The following is a 12,553-nucleotide window of genomic DNA, read 5'->3' as shown; positions in this document are numbered from 1 at the left end:
GCCATGAAAGAAATTTCGCCGAAGTTCGAAAGCGGCGCCGCCTCAGACGTCGGCAAGGTGCGGCTCGAAAACGAAGACGCTTTTTTGCTGGCGCCGGAGCGCGGCGTTTTCGCCGTTGCGGACGGCATGGGCGGGCACGAGGCGGGGCGGCTCGCAAGCTCGATCGTCGTCGAACAGCTTGCCACTGTCGCCGAGCCGGCGTCGGTCGCCGACCTCTTGCAGCGCTGCCGCGACAAGCTGGCGCGCGCCAATGACAGGCTGCTCGAAATCGCCGATGAGCGCGGCGGCATCGTCATCGGGGCGACCATCGCCGCCGTGCTCGCCTGGGAGGGCTATTACGCCTGCGTCTGGTCCGGCGACAGCCGCATCTACCTCGTACGTCAGGGAAAGATCCAGCAGCTTTCGCGCGACCATACCGAGGTCGCCGAACTGATCGCCGAAGGCGTGCTGACGGCCGAGGAAGCGCAGACCTGGCCGCGGCGCAACGTCATCACGCGCGCCGTCGGAGTCTATCATGAGCTCGACCTTGAAATCGCTCAAGGCGTGCTACAGAAGGACGACCGCTTCATCATCTGCAGCGATGGATTGACGACGCATGTCAGCGACGCGGAAATCCTCGATCTGGTGCGGCTCAATCCGCCGCAGACCGCTTGCGACAGGCTCGTCGCGCTCACGCTCGAGCGCGGCGCCTCCGACAATGTCACCGTCGTCGTCGCCCGCTACGCGCCGATGGGATCGACCATCGTCTTCACCCAGGATGGGGCGCCGAAGGCGCGCTGGACGCCGCGATGAATCATGCCGCGACCTTCGGGTCGACCCGGCCGATCATTCCGGCCGGGACGCAGCTCAACGGCATCTATGAAATCGATGAGCCGATCGCCGCCGGCGGCATGGGCGAAATCTACAAAGGCCATTCGATCCAGACCGGCGACGTCGTCGCGATCAAGCTGATCCGCTCCGATCTCGCCGAGGCCGAGGCGGCCTTCGCGCTGTTCCGCCGGGAGGCGTCGGCGCTGCACAACCTCTATCACGAGGCCATCGTCCGCTATTACGTATTCACGGTCGATCCGGTGCTGGAGCGGCCCTATCTCGCGATGGAATATGTCGACGGGCAGTCGCTCTCGGCGATGCTGCGTGGCGGCCCGCTCGCCTTCGAGGCGGTCTACCGGCTGATGCAGCGCATTGCCTCGGGGCTCCACGCCGCGCATGAACGCGGCATCGTCCATCGCGACGTCTCGCCGGACAATATCATCATTCCGGGCGGCGATATGAGCCGCGCCAAGATCATCGATTTCGGCATCGCCCGTTCGACACGGCTCGACGACGAGGGAACGGTGATCGGTGCGGGCTTCGCCGGAAAATATAATTACGTCTCGCCCGAGCAGCTCGGCCTCTACGGCGGCGAAATCACGCCGAAATCCGACATCTACAGCCTGGGACTCGTGCTCGCCGAGGCGTTGCGCAGCGGACCGATAGACATGGGCGGCAACCATGTCGACGTCATCGAGAAGCGTCGCAGGGTGCCTGAACTCGGCCCCATCGACGAACGGCTGCGGCCGTTGATTGAACATATGTTGCAGCCGAACCCGGAGGATCGGCCGGCCTCGATGGCCGAGGTCGCCGCCTGGAAGGCGGGGACGGTTATGCCACAGCGTGCGCGGGCCCGCGCTGCAGCCGCGCTCCCGCTCCCGAAACAAGGGCTGAAAATCACTTTCGCCCGGGTTGCGGCGGTCGTCAGCGGGCTCGCCCTGATCGCGCTCGCCGCCGCGACCCCGACCCTGTATGAGGCGTTGCGTCCGCCGCAGACCGTCGAGCGTCCGGCGCCGCTGCTGCAAAACGACAGCGCGCCGCCGGCCGGCGCGGCAAAGGCGTCGCCGCCGGCCGACGACAATCCCGGCGCGTCGGGCCCACAGGCCGCCGCCGCGCCCGCGGACCTCAGCCCGGTCAGGCCTGGCCTTGCGCCGCTGAACCTCGCCACAGTCGAGCCCGACCGCATCGTCCCGGCGGCCCCGCCCGACTCTGCGACCGAGGCTGCCCGCCGCGCATCCCTTGCGGCGCTCACCAAGGCGCTTGGCCAATATGACGGCGGCGAGTGCTTCTTTGCCAAACCCATCGTTCTTGCCGACAACGCGTCGGCGATCGAGGGATTTGGGCTATCCCCGGCGCCCTTCCGCAATCTCGACGAGGCTCTCCGGCAGACCGCCGGCCGCGAGACGGACATTGGCGTCAGGCAGATTGCGCCTGGCCAATGCCCGGCAATCTCCTTCCTGAACGAATTGCGCAATACGCCGGCGGCGGCGATCAAACTCGATATTGCAGTCTCCGTGCTGCGCGCGGGCCAGCAAATCTCAGGCTCGGTCGCCGGGACCGACGGACGCGAGGCGAGCATTCTCATCGTCGGCGACGACGGCCTCGCGCGTCCGGCGTCGATCCTTCACGCGGCGCGCGACAATTCGCCCGCGTTCACGACGCGGCCCGGCGCAGAGCTAGGCGCCGGCAAATTGCAGCTTGTGATCGCGATCGCTGCCGCCAAACCGCTGCCGGCCCTGAAACTGACGCCCGCTGGCGCGCCAGCGGCGAAGCTGTTTCCGCAGATCCTGGCGGAAGCCGAGCGCAGCGGACTGACCCTCGCGGCAGCCGTGCGAACTTTCAAAGTCGAGAAGTAGGTTCGCGTGGCAACGCCCCATCACAAACTGACTTGAGATGATTTTCCTCAATTCGACGAGCGCTTCAAATAGAACCCCGAAAATGAAGGTATATTATAGTAAGAATATCCTCTTATCCGGCATCCTACGTTCGGATTTTCCCACTCATTTACAACAACATAACCGAGATCATGAAATTGTTGAAGAAATTCTGTTCTATTGAACAAATGATAAGGACAAAAGGCGGCTCCTGTCCCCTGCAGGGTTACCGCCGATGGGCGATCGAATATAGGAGTTTTATTGATAATGATATGTGGCGGGAGCCGCGTCGCCTCGCGAAACGGTCGGAATGGGTCCTCGAGATATTGCAGAACACCGGCGGCCAAAAATATGTCGGCGTTGGGGACATCTTTATAGTCCGTGACGAAGCTTAGCTGCTTGGCTCCCGACGAGGCGGCGATGGCTCGCCCGGCCGCTGCCACCGCCGGCACTTCGTAAACGACCCAGCGCGCGTCCGGCGGATAGGAGAGATAGGATTGGTATGCGAAAAAGCTGATGCCGACGTTCCCGCCGCAATCGAAGATTATGCTGTGATCGCCGATCAATTTATTAAGCCAGAACATGACGGGGTAGTCGCTCGCCCAGACATGATGTCTGTCGTCAGCAAGAAGCAGCGCCGACGCCTCATTGTCATAACCGAGAGGTTTTGTGTGAGGGGCCGAGTCGGCGGCACTGGCAAAATCAGGATATACGCCACGAAAGAGGCGTAGATTTCCGGATACTGCAGCAAATACACGGTCATAAACTCTATTATATAACGTTCCAATGATCGGAACATCTGCTACTACATCAACTTTATGGGCAATATCTCTAAGAATAGAATAAGTATTCATGACTACATTATCCCAAAGTCAGCCTCGGTGCTCATTTCAGCAGCAAGGGCGCGACGCCAAGACGCTTGTCATTAACAAATATAAGAAAAAAAGCCTCTTAGCTTTCAAGCAATAGGATATTGTCAAGAGCGAAAACAGTAAACCCCATTACGGGAAAAAAAGTCTGATGCACGCTCGGGGCGAGCTAGAAATTTTCAATCCTACCGGCAACATTCACAACACGTCGCCAACGTGAGCGACCCCGGCAAATTGCGGCCGCTGATCGCCGCCTCCAAATCGCTGCCGGCCCGGAAACTGACGCCCGCTGGCGCGCCAGCGGCGAAGCGAAGCTGTTCCCGCAGATCCCGGCGAAAGCCGAGCGCAACGGACTGACGTTCACGCGGCCGGGAGCATGTTCCTGACCGACCGATAAGCAACGCAGCCGTGTAAGGAATCGCACACATCCGACACAAGATTTAGCGTAGCTTCGGAACCTTAGTATTTTGAACGATTTTAAACTAAGAGCCAGCGACGATCACTTTATAGACCGAGTCTAATCTTTGCTTACGCGTTGCAAATAAGCGGCTTTTGCGGTATTGGTCACGCGTCGCTGGCGTCGTTTGGCGAGCATGAAACCGGGCTGGCTCGTAATTTGCCTAGCCGTCAATTGAGCCTAGCTGGCGTCAGCCTTGGTGTGGTCCGATGATTGTGTGTTCCTGTAACGTTTTGAGCGACACGACGATCAAATCTGCAGTCGACTCGATGGTCGGCGCCGTATCGCCCCGGACGCCGACCGCGATCTACAAATGCCTCGGCTGCAGCCCCAATTGCGGACGCTGCTTCAGGACCGTTCGCAAGATCATCAATGACACGCTCGATGCGCGCCGCTTAAGCGCCCACGGTTCAGCCTCCAGCGTGGCGCGTGAGCACGCGCATGATCACGCCGCGTGCGATCCCAATTGCCCGGGGCCCTGCCGGGCGGACAACGATTTCTCCCTCGACGCCGACATTGTCGCGCCTTCACTCCCCCACGACCAGATGGCGATGCTCGCCGCCGAATAGGTTTTATCGCGCAAAAGCGAGCCGCTCAGGCCAGCGGCTTCAACTCGCCAAGTAAAGTCGGCAATAATTCAGACACCGTCGGGTGAATATTCACGGCGCGCTGCAGCGTCGTATAGGGCGCCTTTGCGTACATCAGATCCAGAACGCAGTGGATTGCCTCGTCGCCGCCGGTTCCAAAAATTGCGGCGCCAAGAATTTCGCGGCTGTCGGCGTCAACCAATATGCGCATAAAGCCTGTTGTTTCGCCTTTCTCGACGGCGCGTCCGACCCGCGTCATCGGCCGCTCGCCGACCAGCACCCGCCGCCCCGAGGCTTTGGCCGCGGCCATGCTCATGCCGACCTTTGCGAAGGGCGGATCGACATAAAGCGCATAGGCCTCGATCCGGTCGCTGACGCGGCGCGGATCATTGTCGAGCAGGTTCGCCGCGACAATCTCGAAATCATTATAGGCGGTATGGGTGAAGGCGCCGCGGCCGTTGCATTCGCCAAGCGCGAAGACGCCGGGGACGCTGGCGCGCAATTGATCGTCGACGACAATATGGCCGCGCGCGTCCGTCGCAATCCCTGCCTGGTCGAGCCCGAGATCGTCCGTGTTCGGCCGCCGTCCGATCGCCAGAAGCACATGGGAGCAGGCGATTTCCGGCTCTCCTGCAAGGCAGTTGACGCCGACCAGAATATCCTCGCCCCGCCGCGCGAAGCGGATGCACTCGGCGTCCACGCGAATATCGACGCCCTCGCTTTCGAGCATCGATTTGATGGCGGCGGAGACGTCGGAATCCTCGCGCGAGACGAGGCGCGGCGCCATTTCAACGACCGTCACCTTCGCCCCGAAGCGGCGATAGATCTGCGCGAATTCGAGGCCGATGTAGCTGCCGCCGATGATCGCCAGATGGGTCGGCAGAACATCGAGCCGCACCATGGATGAATTGGTCAGATAGGAAATCTGCTCGATCCCCGGCATCTGCGGCGTCGCCGCCCTTGCGCCGACATTGATGAAGATCCGATCGGCTTCCAGCAAATCCGCGCCAACCCGGACTTTGCCCGGCGATTCAAAGCGCGCTGAGCCCTTGTAGACGACGCAATTGTCCATGCGCCGCAGCCAGGATTCGACGCCGGCGCTCGCCCTTGCGGAGATCGCGCCGGCACGGGCGGCGACAGCCTTCATGTCGACGCGGACCTCGCCGGCGGCAAAGCCGAAATCGGCGCCGCACCCGGCAAGATGCGCGGCATAGGCGCTGGCGACGAGGGCTTTGGTCGGCATGCAGCCGGTGTTGACGCAGGTGCCGCCAAAACGGCTCCGCTCTATTACGGCGACCTTCATTCCAGCTTTCGTCAGCCGCTCCGCGAGCGGCGGCCCGGCCTGCCCCGCGCCGATGATAATGGCGTCGAAGCGCGCGCTCATGCCGATTTCACGACGAGCACGGCGATCAGGATCGCGACGGCGTCCTCGAGCAGCGCCGCCGGCAAATCCCTGCCGAAGGCGCGCGCGAGCCGGGCTCTCGCCTCAGCGCCGCCTAAAGTGCCGGCAGCCGCGCCGAGCGCGCCGGCGATGAGGCCGCCGATGAGCGCGCCGCCCTCAGCGCCGATCGCCGCTCCGCAAACGGCCCCCGAGACGATCCGGAAGACGAACGGCCCCGGCGTCTTCCGGCTCGGGATCTGCGGCAGCTTGTCGGCGACGAGTTCGGCAAGGGCAAGACCTGCCAGAATATAGGCGATCACGGCATTCCCAAGAAAAGCCAGGGGGCCGCCCTGCAGGGAAAGCAGCCCGGCATGCGCCGCAAGGCTTGTCGCCGCCAGCGGCAAAAACGAGCGCAGCCCGGCGACAACGCCGATCAGGAATGCGAGGAGATAAAGACTCATGATCGTTGCCCGCGTGTTTTTGGCCGCCGTCCCCGTGACGATATCTCTTTGGCGGGCGCAAGCTCAAGTTCTTCGCGCCAAAGCTTTTATGCTCCTATTGCTCCCCTTTGAAGACGGAGTCTGCTATTGGGGCGCATGCGCGATGCTTCAAATAACGACCGCCCGCCTCAGGGCGCCCGCCGGCCCCGGACAAGATTGGCTCCTCTCGTCGACAAACCGCGGCCCGCGAAGGCGCACGCCGACGCGGGAGCCGCGGACGCCGCGCCGGAGCGGATCGCCAAAGTCATCGCCCGCGCGGGCGCCTGTTCGCGCCGCGACGCGGAGACCTTGATCAGCGAGGGCCGGGTTGCGCTGAACGGCGCGATCCTGACTTCCCCGGCGATCAATGTCGGCCCGGACGACATTATTCTGATCGACGGAGCGCCGCTTGCCGAACGCGCCCGCACCCGCCTGTTCCTGTTCCACAAGCCGCGCGGCCTCGTCACCACAGAACACGATCCGGAAGGCCGCCCGACCGTTTTCGATTATGTCCGCGAGCATTCGCCCGAGGCGCCCCGCCTCGTCAGCATTGGCCGGCTCGACATCAACACCGAAGGGCTGCTGCTGCTCACCAATGACGGCGGCCTCGCGCGGGTGCTCGAACTGCCCGCGACCGGCTGGGCGCGGCGATACCGCGTGCGCGCCAAGGGGACCATCGATCAGCCGACGCTCGACCGGCTGCGCCAGGGCGTGACCGTCGAGGGCGTCGATTACGCGCAGATCGAGGCGACGCTCGACCGCATCCAAGGCGCCAATTGCTGGCTCACCATGAGCCTTCGCGAAGGCAAGAATCGCGAAATCAAGCGCGTGCTCGAACATCTCGGCCTTGAGGTGAACCGGCTGATCCGGCTCTCCTATGGTCCGTTCCAGCTCGCCGACCTCGAAGAGGGAAAAGTGGAGGAAGTGCGCACGCGCGTGCTGCGCGATCAGCTCGGCGCCGCGCTCACCGACGCGGCCGGCGCGGATTTCGTCGGGCCGGCCGGAGACGCGCTGACGCCGGCCCCCGAGGAGCCGGCGCCGCGTCAGCCGCGCCAGAAATCCCTGCGCAATCAAAAAGCCTTTCGCGACGAGGAAAGGCCGCGCAGGGATGGCGGCCCCATTCGCAAGGCCGAAGGCGGCGCGCGGCCGGCGCGCGCCGGTCTGCTCGCGCGTCGGCGCGGCCCCGAGGCGGCCCCCTTCGAGCCGGCTCAGCCGCGCAAGAACAAGCCCGCGCCGGGCCCGCGCAAACATATTTCCTCGCTCCGCGCGGAAGCCTCCGAACCAGGCGCCGGACGCACGCGAATTGAACGCAGCGAGACGGCGGATCGGAGCGGCCGCGCCGTGGCCGTCGAGCGCCGCGTGGCCGCAAAAATTGGCTTTCGCGAAGAGGCCGCGCCCCAGCCAAGGGCGCCGGGCCCGCGTCCCGCCAGAGAAAGCGTCGAGCGCGATCGCCGCGGAGCGCGCAATCAAACGCGCGAGGAAGCGCCGCCGCGTCCGCGCGAACGCGCCGGCGGAGCCGAAGAGGCCCGCAAGCCGCGTGAGAGCGCCGGCGCGGCGGCGGAGCCTGGCGGCAAAAGAGCGCCACGCGCCGATCGGCCGTATGGCGGCAAAGCCGCTCCCGCAAAACCTTTTGGGGCGGGACGGCGCGACGACGATCGCCCCCGCGACCGCGACCGCTCGCCCCGCGACGAGCGCAACCAAGGCGCGCGTCCCCCCGCGCCGCGATCGGCAAAGGATCGTTCGCATCCGGGAGGGGCGCCGCATCGCCCAGGCGGGCGGTCCGGCGGGCCGACGGAGAACGCAGGCGAAGGGCGCGAAAGCCCCGTCTCCGCGCGCGGACCGAAGCGATTTGAGGCGCGGGCCGCAAAGCGGCGCGACGAAAAATCGGCCGCCCCCCGTAACAAGACGGCGCGGAGCGGGACGCCCGGCGAAACGGCGAGAGATTTTCGCAAGGGAGCCGAACGTGCGGGCGGCCCGCGCGGCGGTAAATCGGCTGAGCGCAGCCCGCGCGCGGGCGCAAAACCGTCCGGTCCTCCGCGCGGAAAAGGCGGTCCCGGCAAAGGGGCTCCGGGCAGGAGCGGTCCCGGCGGCAAGGGCGGCCCAGGCAAGAGGGGGCCCGGCAAACCGGGCTCGCGCGGCCCGGACAAGAGGCCGTAGCGCCCATGCGAATCGTCGGCGGCCGGCTCAAGGGGCGTTCGCTGAAGGGTCCCGGCCCGTCTCGCGCGATCCGGCCGACGGCGGACCGGCTGCGCGAAAGCCTGTTTGATATTTTGGGCCACGCCTACGGGCGCCCGCGCGAGGAAAGCCGCGTCATCGACCTCTTTTCCGGCACCGGCGCGCTGGCGATCGAGGCGCTCTCGCGCGGCGCCGGCTTCGCCCTGCTCGTCGATCAGGGCGCCGAGGCCCTGTCCGTCATGCGCGCCAATATCGGGGCGCTTCAGCTTGCCGATTCAACCCGTGTTCTGCGCCGCGATGCGCGCAAGCTCGGACCCGCGCCAGACGGCGAGCGCTACGATCTCGCCTTTCTCGATCCGCCCTATGGGAAGGCCCTCGCGCTGCCGGCCCTCGCCTCGCTGCTGTCAGGCGGATGGCTCGCGCTGGATGCCCTGGTTGTCATCGAGGAAGCGGCGGAAGCAGAGGTCGCATTGCCGCCGGGCCTCAACAGGGTTGAAGCGCGGCAATATGGCGATACGCAGATCGTCTTTGCGCAATGCGCCCCGACACAACAGCGGGATTGAGCCGCGGCTGTAGCGCGTTGTCACAATTCGTCGAATGGAACAACGCACCACAAGGCGCCACCTGCCGCCAATGATTCGAAATCAGGGCAGCAACACCTCGTCGATCACATGGATCACGCCATTCGATTGCATGACGTCCGCAATAATGATGCGCGCCGTGCGGCCCTTGGAATCGGTGATCTCGAAGGCCTTGCCCTTTTCCGAAAAGACCAGCGGTTCGCCCTGCACCGATTTGAACGTCGCCTCGCCGCCGCCCTGTTTGATCGCGCTCGCAAGATCCTTCCCGGTGATGTGGCCCGGCAGCACATGATAGGTCAGAACGCCTGTCAGCGCCCCCTTGTTTTCGGGCTTCAGCAGATTTTCGACCGTGCCGGTCGGAAGCTTGTTGAACGCCTTGTTGGTCGGCGCGAAAACCGTGAAGGGGCCGGCGCCCTCAAGCGTATCGACAAGGCCGGCCGCCTTGACCGCGGCGACGAGCGTGGTGTTGTCTTTCGAGTTGACGGCGTTTTGAATGATGTTCTTGCTTGGATACATCGCCGCGCCGCCAACCATCTTGGTCATTTCGGCGGAAGCTGTGGCGGAGAAGCCGAGGGCGGCGGCGAGGCATGTAGCGGCCAGAGCCGAACGGTTGAATTTCATGGCGGATCCCTTTCTGAACCAACGGCGCTTTCGCCGTCATGTCAGGCTTTACGGGAGCCTTCGCTTAAAAGTTTCAAGGCGCGCCAGCCAATGTCGCGGCGCCAGAATCCGCCCGGCCAGTCGATCGCGTCGACGGCGGCGTAGGCGCGGCTTTGCGCCTCGCGGATATCCTCGCCCACTCCCGTGACGTTCAGCACGCGGCCGCCGTCGGCAATGAGGCGCCCATCCAGAATCTTCGTTCCCGCGTGGGTGATCGTAACGCCCGGCAAGGCTCCAGCGTCATCGATCCCCCTGATCTCGCTTCCCTTCTCTGGCGCCTCGGGATAGCCCTTTGCGGCCAGTACGACTGTCAGCGCGCTCTGCGGCGACAGGCGAACCGCGGCTTCAGGCAAATCCCCCTCAACGCATGCGATGATAAGCGTCAGCAAATCATCCTCGAGCCGCGGTAGAATGACCTGCGTCTCCGGATCGCCGAAGCGGACATTATATTCTATGAGCTTTGGTCCATCGGCGCCGATCATCAGCCCCGCGAACAACACGCCCTTGAACGGCGCGCCGAGTTCGGCCATGCCCTTCATGGTGGGATCAATGATCTCCGCCATGACCCGCGCGCTCATCGCCGCATCGATGATCGGGGCCGGCGAATAGGCGCCCATGCCGCCCGTGTTGCGGCCGGTATCGCCTTCGCCGACGCGCTTGTGGTCCTGCGCCGAAGCGAAGGCGACAGCCTTTGTCCCGTCGCACAACGCGAAGAAGGACGCTTCCTCGCCGGACAGAAACGCCTCGATGACGATGGTTTGTCCGGCCGCGCCAAAGGCGCCTTCGAACATCATGTCGATCGCCGCCTCGGCCTCGCTGAGGCTCATCGCCACGATGACGCCCTTGCCGGCGGCGAGGCCATCGGCCTTGACGACGATCGGCGCGCCTTTTTCTCTTGCATAGGCTTTGGCGGGCGCCGGCGCCTCGAAGCGGCCAAAGGCGGCGGTCGGAACGGAGAAGCGCGCGCAGAATTCCTTGGTGAACGCCTTCGAGCCCTCGAGCCGCGCCGCCGCCGCGCTCGGTCCGAACGCCATAACGCCGCCGGCTTCCAAAGCATCGACGAGCCCGGCGACGAGCGGAGCCTCGGGTCCGACGATCACGAGATCGACGCCCTTCGCGTTGCAGAAAGAGAGAACCGCGCCAGAATCGGTCATATCCAGCGCGGCGAGATCGGCGAGCGCGCCAATCCCCGGATTGCCGGGCGCGGCGAACAGGCGGCCAAGCAGCGGACTTTTCGAGAGCGCCAGCGCCATCGCATGTTCGCGTCCGCCTGAGCCGAGAAGAAGAACAGTTTTCGCCACGCCAAATCCTCGAGAGCATATTCCGATCGGATAGACGCAATCCGATTGGAATAGGCTCAGACTCTTGAATCGGGAGCGATTTCTTATCGTCCGAACGAAGATATTCGGTCGGAAAGCGCTCCGGGCGCCGGGCGAGACCTGCCGGCGCGGCGCCTTTATCCATGCTGGCGGGGCCAAGTTCAAGTTTCGGGCAAGCAAGCGCCGGCAGACTCTTGCGCGAAGTTTGAGATAACGTCAGGCTGGCCTTCGTCCAATCGCACGGCCTCGGCATGATGTCGAAAGACCGACATCACGCGCCAATTCTTCGGAATCGATCACGCTTTATGATTTCGCGCCGGCTTTTCCAAATCGTCGCAATCCAAAGGAAACGCCTGTGCGCAAAAGCCTGACACTCTCCGTTCTCGCCGCCGCCTGGCTTTTCGCCTCGCCGGCCGAGGCCTTCGACTGCGCCAAGGCGGCTACGCCGATCGAGAAGGCGATTTGCGCCAATCCCACAGTCCTCGCTGCGGACGAGGCCATGACCAAGGCCTATGACGGCCTGGCGGACAGCCTCAAGCCGGAGCATCGGCAGGCGCTTTTGATCTCGCAGCGCCGCTGGCTGGAGCAGCGCGCCAATCTTTGCGTCAGCGAGGATGGCAAAGCCGTCGACAGCTGTCTCGTCGAAAAGACGGCAGACAGGCGCGCCTTTCTCGCCGGCGAGCCGCAAAGCGGGCCGGGGGCGCCGCCGGGCTTTGCGCCGCTGTTCATCCAGCATGTCGGCAAGCCCGGCGAATATGACATCAATGTCGAGGCGTTGAAATTCGTCGATCCGAAGCGGCCTGGAGAAATCCTCTTCAATCAAAAGGTCGGGTCTCTTCTCGACGAGGTTCCGCCCGTTCGCGACAAGGATATTCGCGACGGCCAGACCTATTCCTACTGGCTGGAGGTCACCGCGCCTTTCGCCTCGGAAAAATTCGTCTCCGGCCATACCGAGCTTTATGATTATTCGGGCGGCGCGCATGGCAATACGCAAACGTCGAATTTCGCCATCGATCTGGCTTCAGGCCGCGAACTCGCCTTCGCCGACATGTTCGACGAGGCGGCCAAACAGCCGTTCGAGGACTCCTGCCTCGCCCAGATCAAGGCGCAAAAGCACGAAAAACTGCCGGATGTGACGCTTTCCGGCGACGAGATCGCCGAATTGGAAAAAGCCATCGCCGTCAGCACCGCCGAGTTGAAGGAATGGAGTTTTACGGCGACGTCAGCGACGATCGGCTTCGACGCCTATACGCTTGGCGCCTATGTCGAGGGATCTTATTCCTGCGCGTTTCCGGTCGGATTTTTCCGGAAATTTCTCAAATATGACTATTTGCCGCCAACGGCTGGGGCGCATTAGCGGC

11 protein-coding genes are annotated in these 12,553 nt (G+C 64.0%); 6 read left to right on the top strand and 5 right to left on the bottom strand.

Translation table 11 applies throughout. The annotated features are described in order from the left end of the window. Nucleotides 1-3 precede the first annotated feature (3 nt). Entirely contained in the window at nucleotides 4-792 is a 789-nt protein-coding gene (locus tag CR492_RS08425; protein ID WP_102843307.1) for a PP2C family protein-serine/threonine phosphatase, read from the top strand. Further along, nucleotides 789-2,666 carry a serine/threonine-protein kinase gene (locus CR492_RS08420; protein WP_102843306.1) on the top strand — a complete coding sequence of 626 codons (1,878 nt, stop codon included), beginning with the start codon at nucleotides 789-791 and terminating at the stop codon, nucleotides 2,664-2,666. Before CR492_RS08425 ends, CR492_RS08420 begins: the two co-directional genes overlap by 4 nt. Before the next feature lie 47 nt (nucleotides 2,667-2,713). On the opposite strand, the gene CR492_RS08415 is transcribed toward CR492_RS08420, so the two are convergent. Next, nucleotides 2,714-3,538, bottom strand: coding sequence for a methyltransferase, TIGR04325 family (locus CR492_RS08415; protein ID WP_102843305.1), 825 nt, complete (start codon nucleotides 3,536-3,538; stop codon nucleotides 2,714-2,716). 681 nt (nucleotides 3,539-4,219) lie between these two features. Between CR492_RS08415 and CR492_RS08410 the strand changes: the two genes are divergently transcribed. Continuing rightward, complete coding sequence (locus tag CR492_RS08410; protein WP_146030214.1) at nucleotides 4,220-4,579, top strand: (2Fe-2S)-binding protein; 360 nt, start codon at nucleotides 4,220-4,222, stop codon at nucleotides 4,577-4,579. Nucleotides 4,580-4,604: 25 nt separating this feature from the next. Here CR492_RS08410 and CR492_RS08405 read toward each other — a convergent pair whose 3' ends face one another. Next, on the bottom strand, nucleotides 4,605-5,981 hold the full coding sequence (locus CR492_RS08405; protein ID WP_102843303.1) for an FAD-containing oxidoreductase: 1,377 nt from the start codon (nucleotides 5,979-5,981) through the stop codon (nucleotides 4,605-4,607). Beyond that, complete coding sequence (locus CR492_RS08400) at nucleotides 5,978-6,439, bottom strand: DUF4126 family protein (protein WP_102843302.1); 462 nt, start codon at nucleotides 6,437-6,439, stop codon at nucleotides 5,978-5,980. Before CR492_RS08400 ends, CR492_RS08405 begins: the two co-directional genes overlap by 4 nt. A 195-nt stretch (nucleotides 6,440-6,634) precedes the next feature. Between CR492_RS08400 and CR492_RS08395 the strand changes: the two genes are divergently transcribed. Both CR492_RS08395 and rsmD read left to right on the top strand, forming a co-directional pair. Then, on the top strand, nucleotides 6,635-8,614 hold the full coding sequence (locus CR492_RS08395) for a pseudouridine synthase (RefSeq protein WP_245412016.1): 1,980 nt from the start codon (nucleotides 6,635-6,637) through the stop codon (nucleotides 8,612-8,614). Between the two features lie 5 nt (nucleotides 8,615-8,619). Continuing rightward, nucleotides 8,620-9,195 (top strand): 16S rRNA (guanine(966)-N(2))-methyltransferase RsmD, encoded by a 576-nt coding sequence (gene rsmD, locus CR492_RS08390; protein ID WP_102843300.1) that lies wholly within the window; start codon nucleotides 8,620-8,622, stop codon nucleotides 9,193-9,195. An 81-nt stretch (nucleotides 9,196-9,276) separates the two neighbouring features. Here rsmD and CR492_RS08385 read toward each other — a convergent pair whose 3' ends face one another. Then, nucleotides 9,277-9,834: a fasciclin domain-containing protein gene (locus CR492_RS08385; RefSeq protein WP_102843299.1), complete on the bottom strand. Its 558-nt coding sequence runs from the start codon at nucleotides 9,832-9,834 to the stop codon at nucleotides 9,277-9,279. A gap of 41 nt (nucleotides 9,835-9,875) precedes the next feature. Further along, nucleotides 9,876-11,174, bottom strand: coding sequence for a phosphoribosylamine--glycine ligase (gene purD / locus CR492_RS08380; protein WP_280951530.1), 1,299 nt, complete (start codon nucleotides 11,172-11,174; stop codon nucleotides 9,876-9,878). Nucleotides 11,175-11,547: 373 nt separating this feature from the next. Between purD and CR492_RS08375 the strand changes: the two genes are divergently transcribed. Further along, nucleotides 11,548-12,549, top strand: a complete 1,002-nt coding sequence (locus CR492_RS08375) for a lysozyme inhibitor LprI family protein (protein WP_102843298.1) — start codon at nucleotides 11,548-11,550, stop codon at nucleotides 12,547-12,549. Nucleotides 12,550-12,553 lie beyond the last annotated feature (4 nt).

It is taken from the genome of Methylocella silvestris, assembly GCF_002891535.1.
Taxonomy (GTDB): Bacteria; Pseudomonadota; Alphaproteobacteria; order Rhizobiales; family Beijerinckiaceae; genus Methylocapsa; species Methylocapsa silvestris_A.
The sequence above is the reverse complement of the archived record's forward strand: the minus strand, read 5'-3'. Positions and strand labels throughout refer to the sequence as shown.